The 20,563-nt window shown below is 44.8% G+C and carries 17 protein-coding genes; 13 read left to right on the top strand and 4 right to left on the bottom strand.

Translation table 11 applies throughout. The features are described from left to right. Positions 1-149 precede the first annotated feature (149 nt). Genes ASU35_RS13690 through aspS form a run of 6 tightly spaced genes read left to right on the top strand, consistent with a single transcriptional unit; the run spans position 150 to position 8,362 of the window. The gene (locus ASU35_RS13690) at positions 150-2,456 is read left to right on the top strand and encodes a RelA/SpoT family protein (RefSeq protein ID WP_058353561.1); all 2,307 of its coding nucleotides are present in this window, start codon (positions 150-152) and stop codon (positions 2,454-2,456) included. 14 nt (positions 2,457-2,470) lie between these two features. Then, entirely contained in the window at positions 2,471-3,136 is a 666-nt protein-coding gene (locus tag ASU35_RS13685; RefSeq protein ID WP_058353560.1) for an MBL fold metallo-hydrolase, read from the top strand. Between the two features lie 2 nt (positions 3,137-3,138). After that, the gene (gene hemZ, locus ASU35_RS13680) at positions 3,139-4,626 is read left to right on the top strand and encodes a coproporphyrinogen dehydrogenase HemZ (RefSeq protein ID WP_058353559.1); all 1,488 of its coding nucleotides are present in this window, start codon (positions 3,139-3,141) and stop codon (positions 4,624-4,626) included. Continuing rightward, the gene (locus ASU35_RS13675) at positions 4,619-5,299 is read left to right on the top strand and encodes an HD-GYP domain-containing protein (RefSeq protein WP_242861290.1); all 681 of its coding nucleotides are present in this window, start codon (positions 4,619-4,621) and stop codon (positions 5,297-5,299) included. The genes hemZ and ASU35_RS13675 overlap by 8 nt, the downstream gene beginning before the upstream one ends. Further along, positions 5,296-6,543: a histidine--tRNA ligase gene (gene hisS, locus ASU35_RS13670; RefSeq protein WP_058353558.1), complete on the top strand. Its 1,248-nt coding sequence runs from the start codon at positions 5,296-5,298 to the stop codon at positions 6,541-6,543. Before ASU35_RS13675 ends, hisS begins: the two co-directional genes overlap by 4 nt. 25 nt (positions 6,544-6,568) lie before the next feature. Then, the gene (gene aspS / locus ASU35_RS13665) at positions 6,569-8,362 is read left to right on the top strand and encodes an aspartate--tRNA ligase (RefSeq protein ID WP_058353557.1); all 1,794 of its coding nucleotides are present in this window, start codon (positions 6,569-6,571) and stop codon (positions 8,360-8,362) included. 53 nt (positions 8,363-8,415) lie between these two features. Here the strand turns inward: aspS and ASU35_RS13660 are convergent, their stop codons facing one another. Further along, positions 8,416-8,832, bottom strand: a complete 417-nt coding sequence (locus ASU35_RS13660; RefSeq protein WP_058353556.1) for a helix-turn-helix domain-containing protein — start codon at positions 8,830-8,832, stop codon at positions 8,416-8,418. 232 nt (positions 8,833-9,064) lie between these two features. Between ASU35_RS13660 and ASU35_RS13655 the strand changes: the two genes are divergently transcribed. The 3 genes from ASU35_RS13655 to ASU35_RS13645 all read left to right on the top strand — a co-directional run bounded on the left by ASU35_RS13655 (position 9,065) and on the right by ASU35_RS13645 (position 11,523). Then, a complete protein-coding gene (locus ASU35_RS13655) occupies positions 9,065-9,262 on the top strand; it encodes a cold shock domain-containing protein (RefSeq protein ID WP_058353555.1) in 198 nt (65 codons plus the stop codon). 153 nt (positions 9,263-9,415) lie between these two features. Then, positions 9,416-10,477 (top strand): PAS domain-containing protein, encoded by a 1,062-nt coding sequence (locus ASU35_RS13650; RefSeq protein ID WP_058353554.1) that lies wholly within the window; start codon positions 9,416-9,418, stop codon positions 10,475-10,477. After that, on the top strand, positions 10,465-11,523 hold the full coding sequence (locus ASU35_RS13645; protein WP_058353553.1) for an aldose epimerase family protein: 1,059 nt from the start codon (positions 10,465-10,467) through the stop codon (positions 11,521-11,523). Before ASU35_RS13650 ends, ASU35_RS13645 begins: the two co-directional genes overlap by 13 nt. On the opposite strand, the gene upp is transcribed toward ASU35_RS13645, so the two are convergent. Further along, positions 11,516-12,145: a uracil phosphoribosyltransferase gene (gene upp, locus ASU35_RS13640; protein WP_058353552.1), complete on the bottom strand. Its 630-nt coding sequence runs from the start codon at positions 12,143-12,145 to the stop codon at positions 11,516-11,518. The genes ASU35_RS13645 and upp overlap by 8 nt on opposite strands. A 181-nt stretch (positions 12,146-12,326) precedes the next feature. On the opposite strand from upp, the gene ASU35_RS13635 reads away from it, so the two are divergent. Then, positions 12,327-12,791 (top strand): hypothetical protein, encoded by a 465-nt coding sequence (locus tag ASU35_RS13635; protein ID WP_058353551.1) that lies wholly within the window; start codon positions 12,327-12,329, stop codon positions 12,789-12,791. A 93-nt stretch (positions 12,792-12,884) separates the two neighbouring features. On the opposite strand, the gene rbr is transcribed toward ASU35_RS13635, so the two are convergent. Further along, entirely contained in the window at positions 12,885-13,427 is a 543-nt protein-coding gene (gene rbr / locus ASU35_RS13630; RefSeq protein ID WP_058353550.1) for a rubrerythrin, read from the bottom strand. 176 nt (positions 13,428-13,603) lie between these two features. Here rbr and ASU35_RS13625 point away from each other — a divergent pair, with 176 nt between their 5' ends. The 3 genes from ASU35_RS13625 to ASU35_RS20295 all read left to right on the top strand — a co-directional run bounded on the left by ASU35_RS13625 (position 13,604) and on the right by ASU35_RS20295 (position 19,501). Next, the gene (locus tag ASU35_RS13625; protein WP_058353549.1) at positions 13,604-14,758 is read left to right on the top strand and encodes an isocitrate/isopropylmalate dehydrogenase family protein; all 1,155 of its coding nucleotides are present in this window, start codon (positions 13,604-13,606) and stop codon (positions 14,756-14,758) included. A gap of 133 nt (positions 14,759-14,891) precedes the next feature. Then, positions 14,892-16,034, top strand: coding sequence for a hypothetical protein (locus ASU35_RS13620; RefSeq protein ID WP_058353548.1), 1,143 nt, complete (start codon positions 14,892-14,894; stop codon positions 16,032-16,034). A 443-nt stretch (positions 16,035-16,477) separates the two neighbouring features. Next, positions 16,478-19,501 (top strand): leucine-rich repeat domain-containing protein, encoded by a 3,024-nt coding sequence (locus ASU35_RS20295; protein ID WP_058353547.1) that lies wholly within the window; start codon positions 16,478-16,480, stop codon positions 19,499-19,501. A gap of 124 nt (positions 19,502-19,625) precedes the next feature. On the opposite strand, the gene ASU35_RS13610 is transcribed toward ASU35_RS20295, so the two are convergent. Further along, positions 19,626-20,429 carry a LytTR family transcriptional regulator gene (locus ASU35_RS13610; protein ID WP_058353546.1) on the bottom strand — a complete coding sequence of 268 codons (804 nt, stop codon included), beginning with the start codon at positions 20,427-20,429 and terminating at the stop codon, positions 19,626-19,628. Positions 20,430-20,563: the final 134 nt, after the last annotated feature.

Here is a 20,563-nt window from a genome sequence, read left to right as displayed (position 1 = left end):
TTTTCTTTGATTATATCAAAAATCTGGACGGGGTGTTCATAATTTATTCATTCATGCGTATGTCGTGCATCGCACCTTGAAAAAGCTTGATTTTTTCATAGAATAAACTTATAATCTATAATTATATATGTTTTACAGGTGGTGGATTTATGGAGTTTCAGGGAAATGGGATTCAGACGGGGACCGTGGAAAGGATTGAAAATGGATATGAAATGCCGCAAATGCCGGTAGATTTCACAGAACCGGGAAAGCTTTATGAGCAGCTGATTGAAAAAATCAAAGCATATCATCCTTCGGCGGATTTGTCTTTAGTTGAAAGGGCATATCGGCTGGCTTATGATGCCCATAAGGACCAGAGGCGGAAGTCAGGAGAGCCTTATATTATCCACCCAATCTGTGTATGTATTATTCTGGCTGAGCTGGAGCTTGATAAGGAAACCATTGTAGCCGGACTTTTACATGATGTTGTTGAGGATACCATATTTACCATAGATGAGCTGAAGGCAGAATTTGGTGAAGAGATTGCTCTTTTGGTGGACGGTGTTACCAAGCTGACCCAGTTAAACTATTCCTCTGATAAGCTGGAAATCCAGGCAGAGAATTTGAGGAAAATGTTCCTTGCAATGGCAAAGGATATCCGTGTTATCCTGATTAAGCTGGCAGACCGCCTGCATAATATGCGGACTCTTCAGTATATGAAGCCGGAAAAGCAGAGGGAAAAGGCCAGAGAGACGATGGACATCTATGCACCGATTGCCCAGAGACTTGGTATTTCTAAGATTAAGATAGAGTTAGATGATCTTTCCTTAAAGTATCTGGAGCCAGAGGTCTATAAGGACCTGACAGAGAAAATAGAAGCAAGAAAGAGTGACAGAGAGGCCTTTATCAAGATGATTCAGGCTGAGGTAGCAGAGCATATCAGAAATGCGGGTATTGAAGCTAAGATTGATGGAAGAGTAAAGCATTTTTTCAGTATATATAAGAAAATGGTTAATCAGAATAAGACGCTGGAGCAGATTTATGACTTGTTTGCCGTGCGGATTATTGTAGAGGATGTAAAGGACTGCTATGCGGCACTGGGCGTGATTCATGAGATGTACAAGCCGATTCCGGGACGCTTTAAGGATTACATTGCAATGCCGAAGCCAAATATGTATCAGTCCCTGCATACGACCTTGATTGGTCCGACCGGACAGCCTTTTGAGATTCAGATTCGTACCTTTGAGATGCACCGGACAGCAGAATATGGTATTGCTGCCCACTGGAAGTATAAGGAGGGTATTGACGGAAGAAAGTCTGCGGATAGCGAAGAGGAGAAGCTAAACTGGTTGAAGCAGATTCTGGAATGGCAAAGAGACATGTCTGACAACAAGGAGTTTTTAAGTCTTTTAAAGAGTGATTTGGATTTGTTTGCCGAGAGTGTTTACTGCTTTACGCCGACAGGAGATGTAAAGAGCCTGCCAAATGGCTCTACACCGATTGACTTTGCCTATAGTATCCATAGTGCTGTAGGTAATAAAATGGTAGGTGCCAGGGTCAATGGAAAGCTGGTTACGATAGATTATGTCATTCAGAATGGCGACCGTATTGAAATTATTACCTCTCAGAACTCTAAGGGACCAAGTCGTGACTGGCTGTCCTTAGTAAAGAGTACTCAGGCTAAGAATAAAATTAATCAGTGGTTTAAGACAGAGCTTAAGGAGGATAATATTGTCCGGGGTAAGGAGCTTTTGTCCAACTACTGCAGGACAAAGAGTATTGTTTTAAGTGACCTTTTAAAGCCGGAGTTTATGAATGTCTGTATGGTGAAGTATGGCTTTCGTGATTGGGATTCTCTGTTGGCGGCCATTGGACATGGGGGCTTAAAGGAAGGACAGATTATCAACCGTCTTCAGGAGGAATACCGAAAGACTCTGAAAAAGAAAATTACCGATGAAAAGGTACTGGAGACCCTGTCGGAGATTAAGGAAAATAAGCCGGCGGTTGCCAAGTCCAAAAGTGGCATTATGGTAAAGGGTATCAATGACGTGGCAGTTCGTTTTTCCAAGTGTTGCAGCCCGGTGCCGGGAGATGAAATTGTCGGTTTTGTTACCAGAGGTCGTGGTGTGTCTATCCATAGAACAGACTGTGTCAATGTGATAAATCTTCCAGAGGAGGATCGTGTACGTCTTATCGATGCGGAGTGGAGTGTCCCTGAGATGGAGGAAAAGAAGGAGTTCTATGAGGCAGAGATTAAGATTTATACGACTAACCGTATGGGAATGCTGGCGGATATTTCCAAGACCTTTACAGAAAATAAAATAGATGTGACTTCTATGAATGTCCGTACCTCCAAGCAGGGTACAGCAACCCTTAGCGTAGGCTTTCAGATAAAGAGTGTAGAGCATCTGCATACAGTAGTGAAAAAGCTTCGGGGTATTGAAGGCATTATTGATATTGAGAGAACCTCGGGCTGAAAAGGAGAGAGAAAATGATTCATAAAATAGAAAAAAAGTCACTGGAGATATGGTACCAGCTACTCGGTATGGTGCAGACAAACTGCTATTTGATTGTTGATAAGGACAGCAGGGCTGCTGTGCTTGTCGATCCGGCGGATGAGTGTCCGGCTATTGTGCAGATGGCAGAGGAAGCAAAGGCTCAGATAAAGGGGATTTTACTGACCCATGGACACTTTGACCACATGACAGCGGCAAGGGAGGCAGCAGAGAGCTTTCATACGCAGATTTATGCCTGTGAAGCAGAAAAGGAGCTTTTGGCTGATGAACGTATGAACTGCTCCTATATGGGCTTAAAAAGACTGACTCTGGAGGCAGATGTGTGGCTTAAGGATGGAGAAGAGCTTACCTTTGGAGCACTTTCTGTTAAGGCCATTTCCACACCGGGACATACAAAGGGGGGCATGTGCTATTATTTTGCTGACTGCGATGTTTTAATCAGTGGAGATACTCTGTTTTTTGAAACAGTAGGCAGGACAGATTTTCCGACCGGTAGCAGCAGTGCGATTACCGAATCTATTAATAAAAAGCTTATGGTATTGCCAGAGGATACACTGGTGCTGCCGGGACATGGTTCCCAGACAACCATTGGCTATGAAAAAAGAAATAATCCTTGTTTGAACGATAATATTTGGGAGTAAGCATGATAACGATAGTATTACCAGGTGAGGCCTACTATTATGATATACAGGCCTTAACTAAGGCATTTTATCCGATGGAGGAGCTTGTGTTTGCTACCGGAGAGGCAGAGGCGGTTCCGATAACGGAGGGAAAGAAAATTAAATTCAGATTTGATACAGATAGGATAGGTATTTCATATGAAGAAAATGGAATACCTATCTTTGAGGACGTTAGTCCGGTGATTACCGAAACAGAGGAAGAAGCGAGAAAAAAACAATATAAAAATGAAGTAAAGAGACTCTTATACCGCTGTCTCTCCCGTGTGTCCGGGCAGAAGCTGGACTGGGGGACTCTGACGGGAGTAAGGCCGACAAAGCTTCCTATGGCATATTATCTAGAAGGGCAGACCGAGGAAGAGGTTCATAAAAGGCTGCAGGAGGAATATTATTTAAGCTCTGGAAAAGCTGAGCTTTGCTGTGAGATAGCAAAACGGGAGCTTAGACTTTTAGAACAGCTGGATTATGAAAAGGGTTATAGTATTTATATCGGAATCCCCTTTTGCCCGACTACCTGCCTTTATTGCTCCTTTACCTCCTATTCCTATGAAAAACTGGGTTCCTACGCAGACGCTTACCTTGAGGCTCTGTTTAAGGAGATGGACTATGCAAAGAACTGTATGCCGGGAAAAAAGCTGGAAAGCATTTATATCGGTGGTGGTACACCGACGGCACTTTGTGAAGAGCAGTTTGAACGGCTGCTGAAAAAAGTCCGCCAAACCTTTGATTTTACCTATGTAAAGGAATTTACTGTGGAAGCCGGGCGACCGGACAGTATTACGGAGGAGAAGCTTCGTCTGATGAAGGAATATGGTGTAGGAAGGATTTCTATTAATCCACAGACGATGCAGCAAAGGACACTGGATATGATTGGAAGAAGCCACTCAGTAGACCAGATTCGGGAAGCCCTTCATATGGCCCGAAGAATCGGCCATGACAACATCAATATGGATTTGATTGTAGGATTGCCAGGAGAGACCATTGCTGATGTAGAGGATACTCTTAAACAGGTGGGAGAGCTTAACCCGGACAGTATAACAATACATTCTCTGGTAACCAAGCGTGCTGCCAGATTAAACCTTAACCGTGAGCTTCGGGACTGTGATGCCATTGATGCTATGGTAGAGAGTGGCAGACTTTTTTGTAAGGAGCATGGTTACGCACCCTATTATATGTACCGCCAGAAAAATACAACGGGAAGCAGTAAAAGTGCAAACCAGGAGAATATCGGTTATGCAAGGAAAGGTAAGGAGGGTATTTATAATATTCTCATTATGGAGGAGAAACAGATTATTCTGGCATTAGGGGCCGGAGGCTCTTCTAAGTTTGTATTCCCGGGAGAAAACCGGGTAGAGCGTGTAGAAAATGTAAAGAGTCTGACGGATTATATTTTCAGAATTGACGAAATGATTGAGCGTAAAAGAAGCTTTATAGAAAGGGAATTTCATGCTTAATAATATGGGAATTGAGCTTTTAGAGGAAGAAGAATTCGAGTATGCCTTGCAGGAGGACTTTAAATCTGCCATTAAACATGGTATTTTAGTGAGCCGGCTGGTGGCCTTGGTAGGAAAAGAGCTTAGAGAGTCAGAGGACTTTATGGAGGAGATGCTTATGGCTTCTATGCTCCATGACATAGGAAAGCTTCGACTGTCAAAATATCTGTATGGGCGCGTTAAGGGAGCTTTGGATATTGAGGAAATGAAGTATATGCGACGGCATGCCAAGTATAGCTATGAGATTGTAAAGGAAGCCGGTTTTAATGAAATGATACAGAAAATCATCTATCATCACCATGAAAATTATGATGGCTCCGGCTATCCGGATAATCTGGTAGGAGAGACGATTCCTTTAGGTGCCAGAATTCTAAGAGTATGTGATATGTTTTGTGCCCTAGTGTCCAATCGACCTTATCGTGCAGCTTTTGATGTAGATACGGCGATGGAGATGATGATTGATGAAATCAAAAATTTTGATATGTGTGTATTTCTTGCATTTCAGAGGGTTATTAATTCAAGAGAATTTGAACAGGTTGACAGAATTATCAGCTATGTAAATGCACCGGAGACGGATAAACCATTGATTAATTTATATGCTTATATAAAGGAATTTGAGGAGGAAAAATTATGATTACCCAGAGACCAAGAGGAACTCAGGATTGGTACGGCGATGCGATGTACAAAAGAACCCTGATTGAAAAAAAGGCGAGAGAGCTTTGCAAGGCATACAATATAAAGGAGATTATTACACCGGTATTTGAGGATATTGCCTTGTTTCAGCGTGGTGTAGGTGAGACTACGGATGTAGTGCAAAAGGAAATGTATGATTTTTATGATAAGGGTGACCGTCATATTGCTTTAAAGCCAGAGGGGACAGCTGGTGCTATTCGTGCTTATCTGGAAAACAACCTGTATGCAGGCAGCCAGCCGACGAAGCTTTTTTATGTAACACCAGCCTTTCGCTATGAAAAACCGCAGAGTGGACGCCTTCGCCAGCATCACCAGTTTGGTGTAGAATTTGTGGGCTCCAAAAGTCCTCTGGCAGAGGTAGAATTGATTACTCTTTTAATGACCTTCATCCGTGAACTGGGATTAAAGGATGCAAGGCTTCATATTAACAGTATTGGCTGCAAGAGCTGCCGCAAGACCTACAATGAGGCACTTCTGGCTTATTTAAAGGAACATGAGGACAAGCTGTGTCCGACCTGCCGGGAGCGTATGCAGAAAAATCCGCTGCGTGTCATCGACTGTAAGGTGCCAGAATGTAAAGAAATCGTGAAAAATGCTCCAAGAACGATTGATTATCTGGATGATGAGTGCAGGGAGCATTTTGAGGAGCTTAGAAGCTTGTTAAACAGCTTAAATATCCCCTTTGAAGTAGATACCGGTATTGTAAGAGGTCTGGATTACTATACAAAGACAGTATTTGAGTTTGTTAATGAGGAGGGTTTTACCCTCTGTGGTGGTGGACGTTATGATGGACTGGTACATGAGATTGATGAAAAGCAGGACATTCCATCTGTTGGCTTTGGTATCGGTCTGGAGCGTATCATTTATTTTATGGAAAGAGAAAATACGGAGCTTCCCAAGGAGGAGCCGATTGCTCTGTATGTAGGAATTTTAGGCAAGGAGGCCAGACCAGAGGCTTATCAGCTGGTAACAAAGCTTCGGGCAGCTGGCATTATTGTCGAAACAGATTATATGGATAGAAGTGTAAAGGCCCAGATGAAGTATGCTAATAAGATTGGAGCCAAGAATACGGTCATTTTAGGAGCTGATGAGCTCTCTAAAGGAAAGGCTTCTATTAAAAATATGGAGACTCACGAAGAAATAGAGGTTGACTTAGATAAAATTACAGAGTATTTTATAAAATAGGAAAAATAGAAAAGAGGAAATTATAATGGCAGAATCAATGAAGGGCTTAAAAAGAAGCCACCGCTGCACTGAAGTAAGTGCGGCAAAGCTTGGGCAGACCGTTACGGTAATGGGCTGGGTACAAAAAAGCAGAAATAAGGGCGGTATTATTTTTGTCGATTTAAGAGACCGTTCTGGGCTGCTTCAGATTATATTTGAAGAGAGCGATTGTGGAGCAGAAAACTTTGCAAAGGCAGAAAAATTAAGAAGTGAGTTTGTGGTAGCTGTTGTTGGCCGTGTTGAAAAGCGTGGTGGTGCAGTGAATGAAAATCTGGCAACAGGAGATATTGAAATCCGGGTAGAGGAGCTTCGTATTTTGTCTGAGGCAGAGACACCTCCTTTCCCAATTGAGGAGAATTCAAAGACGAAGGAAGAGCTTCGTTTGAAATACCGTTATTTGGATTTGAGAAGACCGGATTTACAGAAGAATCTGATGATGAGAAGCCAGGTAGCTACTCTGACAAGACAGTTTTTAGCAGAGGAAGGCTTTTTGGAAATAGAGACTCCGATGCTGACTAAGAGTACTCCGGAGGGAGCTAGAGATTATCTGGTGCCCAGCCGTGTACATCCGGGCAATTTTTATGCATTGCCCCAGTCACCACAGCTGTTTAAGCAGCTTTTAATGTGCTCTGGCTATGACCGTTATTTCCAGATTGTAAAATGCTTCCGTGATGAGGATTTGCGTGCAGACCGTCAGCCGGAATTTACCCAGATAGATATGGAGCTTTCCTTTGTGGATGTGGATGAGGTTATTGATGTCAATGAACGTCTTTTACAGAAGCTTTTTAAAGAGGTTTTAAATATTGATATTCCTGTGCCGATTCAGCGGATGACCTGGCAGGAGGCGATGGATCGTTTTGGCTCTGATAAGCCGGATCTTCGTTTTGGTATGGAGCTTACTGATGTGACAGAGACTGTCCGTGGCTGTGAATTTGCTGTATTTAAAAATGCCATTGAAAACGGCGGTAGTGTCCGTGGCTTAAATGTTAAGGGACAGGCTGGTATGCCAAGAAAGAAAATTGATGCCCTGGTTGATTTTTCGAAGGATTATGGAGCAAAGGGGCTGGCTTATCTGGCAGTCAATGAGGACGGTACCTATAAATCCTCCTTTGCCAAATTTATGACTGAGGAAGAGCTTTCCCGTCTGGTAGCTGCTATGGGTGGGGAAAAGGGAGATTTGCTTCTTTTTGCGGCTGATAAAAATAAGGTTGTGTATGATGTATTAGGTGCCCTGCGTGTTTATTTAGGCGAGCTTTTGGAGCTGTTCGATAAAAATGAGTACCGCTTCCTCTGGGTAACCGAATTTCCTCTGTTAGAGTACTCTGAGGAGGAGGGCCGCTTTACTGCTATGCATCACCCATTTACTATGCCGATGGAAGAGGATTTATCTTTATTAGATACGGATCCGGGTAAGGTGCGTGCAAAGGCTTATGATATTGTACTGAATGGTACGGAAATTGGTGGTGGTTCTGTTCGTATCTTCCAGAATCATGTGCAGGAGAAGATGTTCGAGGTACTTGGATTTACAAAGGAAGATGCCTATGAGCGGTTTGGATTCCTGTTAAATGCCTTTAAGTATGGTGTACCGCCTCATGCAGGGCTGGCTTATGGCCTGGACCGTCTGGTTATGCTGATGGCAAGGCAGGAAAATATCCGGGATGTCATTGCTTTCCCTAAGGTAAAGGATGCTTCCTGCTTAATGACAGAGGCACCGAATGTGGTAGATGATACACAGTTGAAAGAGCTGGAAATCGAAATTATGAAAAAAGAAGAAAATTAAGTAAGAAGATGAAAAAGAAGTGTATGCTTTGTGGGTTCCAAAGCATACACTTCTTATTTTTCTTTTTCCTTTGCATTTGTCCGGCTGCGTCGGATTCTGGTTTGATGTAGCTTTATGGACAAAAGATCCATGAAATCCTCCTTGTCCTCCGGCGGCAGCTGGGAAAAAAGATTTAAAACCATCTGTTCCTGGCGGGTAAGTCCTTGTAAAGACTGGGTATCGGGGGATTCTTCTGCAACCTCGCCGGATAGATAATCCTTTTTAGCATAAGGGGCTAAAAGAGAAGCTATGGAAATATCGTATAAATCAGCAAGACGCTCTAAAACATGGAAATCAGGAACCCTGGTTCCATTTTCATAATGAGAATAGCCCTGTCTTGAAATATTCAGATAAGTACCAAGATCCTGCTGAGTGAGATTCCGACTTTCACGAAGATTTTTCAGCCGTACGGATAATAATGTAAGAGCCATAAATCTCCCTCCTTCTATAAGCTGTAAATGCTGTATTTACTGGTATCTTACGGAATTATAGCAATTAATATTCTATAAAAGAAAAAATCGCAACATTTGGTTTCGAATGATACGAAACTATACGTTGCTGATTAAATATTGTTTGACATTCGCAAAGTTTAATGCTAAGATGATATTGTTGTAATAGTGCAACAATATATTTTTATTTATTTATTTTTTGGAGGAAATAACTATGACAGGTACAGTAAAGTGGTTTAATAACCAGAAGGGCTATGGATTCATCTCTGACGAGCAGGGCAATGACGTATTCGTTCATTTTTCCGGACTGAATATGGAAGGCTACAAGACTCTGAATGAAGGTGAAGAGGTTGAATTTGACGTTGTTGACGGTGCAAAGGGACCTCAGGCAGCTAATGTAACAAGAAAATAATTGTTACAACCAATTTTTGTTAACAGTGTACCTTTTTCTGATATATAGATTTGTTTAAATTTTTATGAAAGAAATAGTTATATTGTAAGGCATGAAATTGAGAAGGACCTGTTTAAATACAGGTTCTTTTTTCTTTATTTGGCGGGAGGGAGTATGAAGCTTACATTAAAAAAAAGATTTCAGAATCTGGCAGACCAGATAAGCTTTCCGATATTTTTTTATATTTATGAGAGTGGTAAGCTGATTGGAGCTAATGAGCAGGCGAGATGGCTGATTGGAGAAGAAACAAAGAAAATTAATCAGATATGGAAGGATACGGCGAAAAGAAGGCTTCCTGATAAAATCTTGCTGAATGGAAGAATTTTTTTTCCAGGTGAGTTGATTGCAAATAAAGGGTATTTTCTTAGGGTTGACATGGAGCTATGTGTGTTTCAGATTGACCATGAGCATATTGTTACTGTTCTTTTAGAGCAGTCTTATAAAAATGCCTTTGGGGAGGAAAAAAGCATTTATATTCCACGGATTATCTGGAAGGATAAAAGGCTGCGGATTCGTGGACAAAATGCGGTCAGCCTGAAAATGGCAGAACAGAATGTGAAGGTAGAACCAGGGGATGTTGAGATGTTTACCTTCGAAGAAAGGGTAATAGAAGAGCAACTGGAAAGCTATGGAGTTCTACAGCAGGTAAAGATAGAAGCAGGAAAGAAAGGATTTGCCAAGCTGAATAGAATCCCTTTGATAAATCGAAATGGCAACAGCATTGGAATTCTGGTAATTTATGAGATTTTACAGGAAAGAGAGGAAAGCCGCAATGAGCTGTGCCGGCTGCTGCGTCAGAATGCAGCCATGGAAGAAGGCTTAAAAGAGAGTAGAAAGGTAGCCTATAGTATCTGTGAAAATAAGAATGGCAGTGTAGATTATCTGTCAGCAGGAATAGAACAGTTTGGTTATCAGCCTGGAGAATTTTATTCCGGGGAAACAGGATGGCTAGATATCGTATATAAAGAGGACAGAAAGCTTTTACAACAGTGGGAAGGACAGATAGGAGTGCTTGAATATAGGATTTATACGAAAGAAGGAGGACTGGTATCTATTTATGATAAAATAAACGAATATACTGTGTACCGGGAAAGGGTTTACCGCCAGGGGCTCCTCTGGAAGATAGAGGATGATAAAAATAAAGAAAAGGAAGGAAATGAAGAATGGGAATTATAGTAAGAGGCTATGGAAAAACGAAGGATGGAAAAGAAGTAAAAAGCTACATTCTTACCAATAAAAATGGAATGGAAGCGGAATTTCTTGATTATGGAGCAGTACTTTTAAGACTATTGGTTCCAGATAAGAATGGAAAGCTTGCAGATGTTGTCCTGGGCTATGACAGTGTGGCCGGCTATGAGGAGACAACAACAGCCTTTGGAGGATTTATAGGGAGAAATGCTAATCGTTTGAGCGGTGGCATAGCTGTGATAAATGGAAAGGAATATACGCTGGAGAAAAATGATAATGGCATAAATAATCTGCATGGCGGTTTTACCGGCTATAACAAGATGATGTATGAAGCGGAAATAACAGAGGAAGAGGGAGAATATATGGTAGAATTTTCCCGCTTAAGTCCCGACGGGGAACAGGGACTTCCGGGAAATACAGATATATCCGTTGCTTATAGGCTAACCGATGACAATGAGCTTGTAATTGAGTATCTGGCAGTACCAGATGAGGATACTATTATTAACCTTACAAATCACAGCTATTTTAATCTGGCTGGGCATACCTCTGGAAGTGTACTGGGGCAGAAGGTGACGATTTACGCTGATTCCTTTACGCCGTCAGATGCCAATATGATACCGACAGGAGAAGTCTGCAAAGTAGAGGGAACACCGATGGATTTCAGAACGGCAAAGAAAATCGGACAGGATATTGGGGCGGATTATGAGCCGTTATTGCTGGCTGGAGGCTACGATCATAATTATATTCTAAATGAAGTGGAGGAAGATTCTGTAGAACTGGCTGCGAGGGCAGAGGATCCGGTTTCGGGAAGGGTTATGGAGGTCTATACCAACCGTCCGGGTATACAGTTTTATACCGGTAACTTTTTACAGGGAGAAAAGGGTGGAAAGGAGGGTATGGTTTATGAAAAGCATGGGGGATTCTGTTTTGAAACACAGGCCTACCCGGATGCACCGAATAAGCCTGATTTTCCTACTACAGTTGTACGGGCCTCAGAAGAGTTCGATTCTACTACTGTATACAAATTTATTTAGTTCCGTAGATGCGATCTCCCGCATCTCCCAGACCAGGGAGAATATAGCCTTTATCATTTAATTTTTCGTCTAAAGCACCAACAAAGATTTCAACATCAGGATGTGCCTTCTGAAAAGCTTCTAAGCCTTCTGGAGCAGCAATCAGGCAGAGAAAATGGATATGGTTGATGCCCCGTTTTTTCAACTGATTGATAGCAGCGATAGCGGAACCACCAGTAGCCAGCATTGGATCCACAACAAAGATTTCGCGGTCAGCAGCGTCCTTTGGCAGCTTGCAGAAGTATTCTACAGGCTCTAAGGTCTCTTCATTACGGTACATACCGATGTGGCCGACCTTTGCATTTGGAATCAGGTTCAGAATACCATCTGCCATATGGAGTCCGGCACGAAGGATAGGAACGATGCAGAGCTTTTTGCCCGCAATTTCTTTTACCGTTGTCTTTACAAGTGGTGTTTCAATTTCAATGTCCGCTAATGGAAGACCCCGGGTGGCCTCATAGCAGATAAGCATGGCAACCTCTGCGACCAAATCACGGAATTCTTTAGTAGATGTTGTTTTTTGACGCATGATACCAATCTTGTGCTGAATTAGTGGATGGGTCATAACTGTAACTTTAGACATTTTTCTACCTCCAATATTTTATTCTTGCAACATTATAGCACTATTATTGGAATTTTGCAAAAAAATATGATATACTCATTAAAGAATTGTGTAAGAAAGGAAATGCCATGGTATTATGGAAATTTTGGAACGGATAAAATAATCCACCTATGCTCATATTATAAAGAGGATTTTTTACAGGATGGTGATGACAATCAATATTTTTAAGGATTTTTTGAGTCGGGAATTTGGAAAGGCACGGTACAGCAGATATTTTGCAGCTGTAAAAAGTGCTCTTGAGGATAAAAGCTACTATGCAAGAAAAAAAGGCAGTGAAGAGCTGTACCAGGAACTATTTCAGGAGCTTAAGGATGAAGAATATGATGCACTGCTAAAGCGTCTTGAAAAGCTTCTTGATGCCATGTATGCGGCAGTAAAGATTCATAGACAGTATTTGCTTGTTGTGATTGTATACGTTGGGAGTTGCCTGTTCCTGATCGGAAAACAGCTGGTGGGAAGTGTGACCCTTGTAAGCCTTTTGCTGCTTAGCATCTGCTTTCTTTATAAAACATGGGAATTTGTGGTAAATAAATTCTGCTATGTAGATGCTAATATTATTCTTGTTTATAAATCCGTGCTGGATAAAATTATTGAAAAGAGAAAATAACAGGAATGTGATGTAGCCACGGTAAAAAAGAAAAAATATAAATCGCTGTAAGCTCTATGCCTACAGCGATTTTTCTTTAGGAAGTTTTGTATATTAATAATTTTCAGCTTTAATCTGGAAGTAAGCCTGTGGATGTGCACAAACAGGACAAACCTCAGGAGCCTTCTTTCCAATTACAATATGTCCGCAATTTGCACACTGCCAAATCATATCACCATCTCTAGAGAATACGATGCCGTCTTCAATATTAGCAAGGAGCTTTCTGTAACGTTCTTCATGCTCCTTTTCAATAGCAGCAACACCTTCAAAGAGAGCAGCAATTTCATCAAAGCCTTCTTTTCTGGCATCCTCTGCAAAAGCAGCATACATATCGGTCCATTCGTAATTTTCACCCTCTGCAGCATCTTTGAGATTGTCTATGGTGCTGCCGATACCATCATGGAGAAGCTTAAACCAGATTTTAGCATGCTCTTTTTCGTTATTTGCTGTTTCCTCAAAAATAGAAGCAATCTGTACATAACCCTCTTTTTTTGCCTTAGAAGCATAGTAGCTGTATTTGTTTCTTGCCTGGGATTCACCAGCAAAAGCAGCCATCAGATTTGCTTCTGTTCTGGTTCCTTTTAATTCCTTTCTCATAGTAAAACTCCTTTCTAAAAAATAGTAATTATTACTGTTTTTATTATACGCTATTTATTAAAAAAAGTCAACCAAAAAACAAAGCACAGAGCAAAAATTGCAAGAAAAATAGCTGTGGGATTGACAAAAAATGGTCCTTTGATTAAAATGAATCAAAAGAATAAGGAGGACACGGTATGTACAGAGATCAGATTGAGGCCGCTAAGGAACAGTTTGGCAAGCTTTTGGAAAAGCAGTTAAAGAGAGTAGAGCTGATGAAGACACAGGGGGATTTTGCTGATTATAAGACCTTAGATAAGATTATAATTGGCGTGTGCGGCGGTGATGGTATCGGACCTGCGATTACGGCACAGGCACAGAGAGTTCTGGAATATCTTTTGAAGGATGAAATTGAAAAAGGAAGAATTGAATTCAGGGTGATTAATGGTTTGACCATTGAAGGGCGTGCCGCTGCGATGAAGGCTATCCCTGATGAGGTTCTGGCAGAGATAAAGGCTTGTGATGTTATTTTAAAGGGACCTACTACAACTCCAAGAAAAGGCGATAAATGGCCAAATGTAGAGTCTGCGAATGTTGCCATGAGAAAGGAACTGGATTTATTTGCAAATATGCGTCCGGTGCGGATTCCGGAGCAGGGCATTGACTGGACCTTCTATCGTGAGAATACAGAGGGAGGCTATGCGGCTGGTAAGGAGGGTATTAATGTAACAGAGGATCTTGGTATTGATTTTACCGTGGTAACCAGCCAGGGCTGTGAGCGAATCATCCGTGCTGCCTTTGAATTTGCAAGGGCAAATAAAAAGACAAGAGTAACGGCAGTAACCAAGGCTAATATTGTAAAAACAACAGATGGAAAGTTTTTGGATACTTTTTATGCGATTGCAAAGGAATATCCGGATATCACCGTGGATGACTGGTACATTGATATCATGACGGCTAAGCTGTTAGATGAAAACAGAAGAAGAGATTTCCAGGTAGTTGTGCTTCCGAATCTCTATGGCGATATTATTACAGATGAGGCTGCAGAGCTTCAGGGTGGTGTAGGAACTGCTGGAAGTGCAAATATTGGTAAAAAGTATGCGATGTTTGAGGCTATTCATGGCTCTGCACCTAGAATGGTAGAGGAGGGCCGGGAAATTTATGCAGATCCATGCAGTATGATTCGTGCCGGAGCTATGCTGCTATCCCACATCGGCTATCAGGAAGAGGCAGAACGTCTTTATAAAGCACTGGATGTCTGCACAGTAACAGAAAAACGACTTGTTATGACAGGAAGAAGCAATGGTGCAACTGGAGAGGAATTTGCAGACTATATTATGGAAAATCTTTAAAAGCAGTTAACTATCTCACTCCTTTTGACGATATATAGAACAGGAGTATCTCTTTATAAGAGAACGGGCCGGCAAGGATGCATTGGGCCTGCTCCTGATTTCTATTTTCATGCACACGAAAGGAGTGAGTGCTTTGATTATCAATGCAAGTGCTGTCGGCATGAAGGCAGAGCGTGCCTATGCAAGGACAGAAAAAAAGACCATATCTACCCGGTTATTCCGGGAGAATCCCTTGACAAAAGAAAAAGAGAATAAGGGCGTTGAAAGCAGTATTTCTGACCAGGGTAAGGCTTTGGCAAAACAGCGTAGAGAGCTTTTAAAAAAACTGGAGGAAGAGGCACAGGCGAAAAAGCAGAATACAGCTGCGGCACAGAATACTGGTGGTATTGAATTCCTGAAGGAGGAAGATAAGACGACCTATGAGATGCTCAAAAGGATGCTGGAAATGCTGAAACGAATGCGGGAAATGCTGCGTGAGGGCAGGCTTCCTGATAGGGAGTTCCTTGACCTGACTACGTTGAAACGTGGGAAAGCTTCCAGTTTCGCGGGCTTTTCTCTGGTTTCTGGAGGTACAACAGCAGTTCCGGCTCGGAACGCAACAGTATGGACTCAGGAAACTAAGATCTCCAGCTTTGTAGCAGAGGCAGAGAGTGTTAATTTCTCCGCTGCTGGTATTGTTAAAACGGCGGATGGCCGTGAAATCGGTTTCAACGTTGACCTGGAGCTATCCAGAGGCTTTATGGAGTATACGGAGATGACGGAGCTAAGTCAGGTAAAACGTGTTATGACAGATCCGTTAGTTATCAATCTAGATACTGCTTCGGCTACGGTAAGTGACCAGAAATTCCGCTTTGATTTGAATGCAGACGGTGTAGAGGATGAAATGTCTTATTTGAATGAAGGAAGTGGTTTCCTTGCACTCGACAAAAATGGAGATGGACGTATCAATGATGGAACAGAGCTGTTTGGGGCCAGAAACGGTAATGGATTTTCAGAACTGGCGGCCTATGACAGCGATGGAGATGGTTGGATTGATGAGGCAGATGATGTCTATGACAAGCTTGCCGTCTGGATAAAGACAGCAGATGGTACAGACCGGCAGCTGACATTAAAGGAGGCTAATGTTGGAGCTATCTATCTGGGAAATGTGTCTACTGACTACAGTCTGACAGAAAGCACAGCAGATAAGGCCGATGCCCAGATTCACAGAACGGGTGTATTTTTAAAGGAAAGTGGACAGGCTGGAACCATACAGCATGTAGACTTTGCTATTTAGAAATGGTTGTACTATATTTTATTCCATAGAAAACGGCCCATAGGAATTCAAATTCCTGTGGGCTGTTTGTCTTATCACAGGCCTAGCGTAATTCCCACAAGAAACCCCATTGCTGATGGCAGCAGAGCGTTTTTGTGCCTCATCCGTAGGCCGAAATAAAAGGACAGCAGCCCAAAGATGAACATAACGGTACAGCTGAAAAGGCAGACTGCGAACCGAATGCCTCTGGAGGTATTCACTGCAAGCAGCGTCCCAAAGGCAGGAGGATAAACGATACCTCCCTTCCACAATTTATTTCTCAAATCAGATACGGTCAAAATAAAAGTCTATCCTTTTGGCTAGTGTACTTTTCCGGCCCGGTAGTGTATAATATAAAAAACATTGGGAAAAGCATTGCAGAGTTGCTTTCCTGTTTACAAACTTATTACGAGGAGGAAAAAGGAATGAAATGTCTGAAAAAAATTATGGCAGCAGTCTTGTCTGCTGTAATCATCTTTCAATCAGGGGGGGCCACTGCCTTTGCAGGTGAAACGATATCCCCTCCAGGCGCATCTGTATCTGCCAGAGAGTCCGAGCCGAAGGCTGCGGATTCTGTGACCTATCTTGATTACGACCCGGTCGGGGCAAAGTGGCAGGAGAAGACAAAAGCTGCCGGTGAATACACCGAGGTGAAGAGCAGTGATACCAAGTGGAGAACTGGCTGGTATGTGGTCAGTGGTGCAGCAATCATCCAAAAACGCATCAACGTTGAAGGCGATGTTCACCTGATTTTAAAGGACGGCTGTGACCTCCATGCCGATTTAGGTATCAACGTCAGCCAGGGAAACAGCCTGACCATCTACGGACAGACGGTACCTGTGGTGGATGCAGCCTCCATCTGGTACATTCCTAAGACCACCAACGCGACCGGCAAGCTGAGAGCCAGGACACAGGATGAAGCGGCCATCGGCGGAAATTCAAGCATAAGAAAGGAGAAAGCTGGAGAGGATGGAGGTGTCATCACCATCAACGGCGGTTTCGTCGACGCCCGTAGCGAACGTGGTGCGGGCATCGGAGGAGGATTCGGCTGGAAAAATGGATGTGCTGGAGGCACCGTCACCATCAACGGCGGTCTCGTCAACGCCAGTAGCGGATATGGTGCGGGCATCGGAGGAGGAAACGGAGGTTATTTCAAGCCAGAAGATAGCAACGGAGGTGCTGGAGGCACCGTCACCATCAACGGCGGTCTCGTCAGCGCCAGTAGCGGATATGGTGCGGGCATCGGAGGAGGAAGCGGAGGTAAAGGTGACAACAAAAAAGGTGGCAACGGAGGTTCTGGAGGCACCGTCACCATCAGCGGAGGCACCGTCGTCGCCAGAAGCAAGAATGGTGTGGGCATCGGAGGAGGATGTGGCATTAACAAGGGTGACAATGGCACCTTCTCCACCGGCACAGCAGGCAGCGCCGTGCTCATAGCCAGCAGCATTGCCGACGAGAGTAATAGGGATAAGTGGAGCGGCCTCATCTTTGAAAGCCTTGAATACGAAGAATACGAAGAAAAAGGTCAAAAAATTAAGAGCAGCGGCACGGTCTACGGGAATCCGACGCTGGCCTTAGATGCCACCATCTATGAGGGCATGACCCTGACCGTCCCAGAGAATGCAACCCTGACCGTGGGTACAGAAACAATGCTGACCCTCAACGGTGAGATGACCCTCGACGGCAAGCTGGCCATCAACGGCAAGCTGACCCTCGGCGGCAAGCTGACCCTCAATGGCAAGCTGACCAACCACGGCACCCTCACAAGCACCGGCAGCGGCGGTATCATGCCGGAGGAGAACCGGCTGCCCCAGGCTGCCCCTGCCGCCCCTGCCGTTATAAGCGTCACCGACACCAGCGTTGTGCTGGGAGCCGTGGCAGAGGGAAAAACGACTGTGAAATATGCCTATGCCACAGGGAGCGAAGAGGCAGGCAGCATACCCGCTGACCGCTGGACAGACAGCACGACCTTCAGCGGCCTGGAGCCTGCGACCCTCTACACCTTCTATGCCCGCTATGAGGCCAACGGCATCTATCTGGCGTCCATCAGCAGCGGCACCGCCCAATACACGGCCCCTGCAGCTTCCGGTGACGGCAGCAGCAGCTCCGGAGGTGGCTCTGTCAATCCAGGCGGCGGCAGCAGCTCCGGAGGTGGCTCTGTCAATCCAGGCGGCGGAAGCACCGGCAAGGTGACCACGGATAAGGATTCCCAAAGCAAGGCTGCCACCACAACAGCACCGACGGAAGTGAAGGTGGAAAGCGGCACTGCCAGTGCCACGGTAAGAGCAGAAAATGTAGCACAGGCCATCAGGCAGGCAGAAGAAAATAAATCCACGCAGATCGTCTTTGCCGTTTCCGAAAAGGACGCAGGAAATGCAGACATGATCCGGCTGACCATCTCCAGGGCAGACCTCCGGCAGCTCCTAAGCAAAACCGAAGCAGACCTGGTTGTGAAGACTCCGGCAGGAGATGTGATCCTCTCCCAGGATACTCTGGAACAGGTGCTTCTGGCGGCAGAGGGAGCAGACCTCACCGTTGGGGTTGCCAGGGTCACAGAGCCAACCAGGGCGCAGAGGCAGGCAGCCGGGGACGGGGGCTGCATCGTGGAGGTGACCCTCGAGTCACAGAATAAGGCCATCACCACCCCGGGCGGCAGCGCCCTGACCATCGGGCTGGAGATACCGGCAGCTCTTCTGGGCAAAAAAGTGGCAGCCATCCGCATCCCGGCAGACGGAGAGACAGAGAAGCTGACGGGCAAGACCGTGACCAGGGGAACGAAGCAGTACTATGAGTTTGCCGTCACCCATCCTTCCACCTTTGCTCTGGTAGACGCCGCAACCCTTGAGGAAGCCGCCTATCCGCAGAAGGGAGAGCAGCTCACCGACAGCAGGACCGGGATGGTTTACAAGGTGACCAAAGCCGGTGCCGCCGGCGGAACGGTACAGTTTGCAAAGGCAAAGGATACCAGGGCGAAAACCATCACCATCCCGGATAAGGTGACCTTTGACGGCATCACCTACAAGGTGACCTCCATCGCCGCGGGAGCGCTGAAGAACAACAAGGAGGCCACCAGGGTAGTCATTGGGAAGAACGTCACCGTGATCGGAGCGGGAGCCTTCAGCGGCTGCACGAAGCTAAAGAGCGTCACCATCGGCAAAGGCGTAACGACCATCCAATCCAGGGCCTTTTATAACTGCAAGAGCCTGACCACTCTGACCCTGCCGGCAAGTGTGGCTGAGATTGGGGACTATGCCTTCAAGGGCTTGACAGGGCTTGGCACCCTCAAGGTGAACAGCACCAGGCTGACCGCCAGGACCTTAGCAGGACTTTCCATGAAGGGAATTTCCACCAAGACGGTGATCAAAGTGCCAAAGAGCAAAGTAAAGGCATACAAGACCTTGTTTGTGAAGAAGGGACTGAATAAGAAGGTTGTAGTGAAGAGCCTGTAAATGAGAGAGAACCCTGCTTCATTGGAGCGTTGCGGGCTAAGAAATGCCCTGCGGCGGATTGGAAGATATCGTTTTTGCGACCCGCCGCAGGGGAAAGGTTTGCTTTCTGATTTTCTTTACGCTCCTATTTCACCAGCGCCTCCTTGAGCTGCATATATTTTTCCTTACTGATAGGCAGCTTGGTGCCGTCCAGAAGCGTGGCCTTGAAGCGGCAGATGGAGGCAACATGGGAAAGATTGACCGCATAGCTTTTGTGGATACGCTGAAACTGCGGCGGCAGATGCTCCATCTGTGCCGACAGCAGCCCGCTTACTTCAAGCTCTCCGTTTTTCGTGCAGACGATACAGCCCTGATTCTTTGCCTTCAGATAACACACCTCTGCTGCGTTGAGATAATGGAACATAGCGTCCCGTCCGCGAAAGGACAGCTTATCCTTGTAAGTGTTGAGGCTGTCGATGCGCTTCATGAAATCGAAAAAGGCGGTGCTCTCTGTCATGTGCTGCTGCGGCAGGGGCGACTGCGTCAGCGGAATATCCTGTGCGTGGGAGCCATGGACATGAGCCAGACGCAGCTCGCCATCGACCCGCCGCCAGACATAGGTGCCGCGCACATGGGCATGGAGCACTGTGCCGTCCTCAAGTGCCACCGTAGCCTTGTATCTGCCGTAGACCACCCATGTGTTGTGGTCGTGAAACAGCAGGTGGTATTCCTCGTCCGACAGCAGGACGGGCGGCTCCTCATATTCGTTTTTCGTTACACGCAGAAACGCATCTAGTCCCTCACACCACTGGAAATCGTTGGAGCCGATCCACATGAAGTCATCCATCATGGGTGCGGTGGTATAGCCTTTGTCCCGGTTATAAAAGCTGCGAACATTTTCCATGGTCAGACGAATCAGATCCGCTTCTTTGATAAATGGCTTTGCCATAGTGTTCACCTCGTTTCTTTCAAGAAATCATTATACCGCCATCTGAGCAGGATGGCAAGAATTATATCTTAAAAATCAGCGTTGAGGAACAAAATTATATAACTTTACTAAGTCAACGCATATCACCTTTTATT

The sequence above is a fragment of the Acetivibrio ethanolgignens genome (assembly GCF_001461035.1).
Classification (GTDB): domain Bacteria; phylum Bacillota; class Clostridia; order Lachnospirales; family Lachnospiraceae; genus Velocimicrobium; species Velocimicrobium ethanolgignens.
The sequence above is the reverse complement of the archived record's forward strand: the minus strand, read 5'-3'. Positions and strand labels throughout refer to the sequence as shown.

What these genes read in the sequence shown, in the direction of transcription:
- ASU35_RS13685 (WP_058353560.1), top strand. Translation starts at nt 2,471, where the DNA reads ATGATTCATAAAATAGAAAAAAAGTCACTGGAGATATGGTACCAGCTA.
- ASU35_RS13650 (WP_058353554.1), top strand. Translation starts at nt 9,416, where the DNA reads ATGAAGCTTACATTAAAAAAAAGATTTCAGAATCTGGCAGACCAGATA.
- ASU35_RS13675 (WP_242861290.1), top strand. Translation starts at nt 4,619, where the DNA reads ATGCTTAATAATATGGGAATTGAGCTTTTAGAGGAAGAAGAATTCGAG.
- hemZ (WP_058353559.1), top strand. Translation starts at nt 3,139, where the DNA reads ATGATAACGATAGTATTACCAGGTGAGGCCTACTATTATGATATACAG.
- hisS (WP_058353558.1), top strand. Translation starts at nt 5,296, where the DNA reads ATGATTACCCAGAGACCAAGAGGAACTCAGGATTGGTACGGCGATGCG.
- ASU35_RS13625 (WP_058353549.1), top strand. Translation starts at nt 13,604, where the DNA reads ATGTACAGAGATCAGATTGAGGCCGCTAAGGAACAGTTTGGCAAGCTT.
- upp (WP_058353552.1), bottom strand. Translation starts at nt 12,145, where the DNA reads ATGTCTAAAGTTACAGTTATGACCCATCCACTAATTCAGCACAAGATT.
- ASU35_RS13690 (WP_058353561.1), top strand. Translation starts at nt 150, where the DNA reads ATGGAGTTTCAGGGAAATGGGATTCAGACGGGGACCGTGGAAAGGATT.
- ASU35_RS13610 (WP_058353546.1), bottom strand. Translation starts at nt 20,429, where the DNA reads ATGGCAAAGCCATTTATCAAAGAAGCGGATCTGATTCGTCTGACCATG.
- aspS (WP_058353557.1), top strand. Translation starts at nt 6,569, where the DNA reads ATGGCAGAATCAATGAAGGGCTTAAAAAGAAGCCACCGCTGCACTGAA.
- ASU35_RS13635 (WP_058353551.1), top strand. Translation starts at nt 12,327, where the DNA reads ATGGTGATGACAATCAATATTTTTAAGGATTTTTTGAGTCGGGAATTT.
- ASU35_RS20295 (WP_058353547.1), top strand. Translation starts at nt 16,478, where the DNA reads ATGAAATGTCTGAAAAAAATTATGGCAGCAGTCTTGTCTGCTGTAATC.
- rbr (WP_058353550.1), bottom strand. Translation starts at nt 13,427, where the DNA reads ATGAGAAAGGAATTAAAAGGAACCAGAACAGAAGCAAATCTGATGGCT.
- ASU35_RS13660 (WP_058353556.1), bottom strand. Translation starts at nt 8,832, where the DNA reads ATGGCTCTTACATTATTATCCGTACGGCTGAAAAATCTTCGTGAAAGT.
- ASU35_RS13655 (WP_058353555.1), top strand. Translation starts at nt 9,065, where the DNA reads ATGACAGGTACAGTAAAGTGGTTTAATAACCAGAAGGGCTATGGATTC.
- ASU35_RS13645 (WP_058353553.1), top strand. Translation starts at nt 10,465, where the DNA reads ATGGGAATTATAGTAAGAGGCTATGGAAAAACGAAGGATGGAAAAGAA.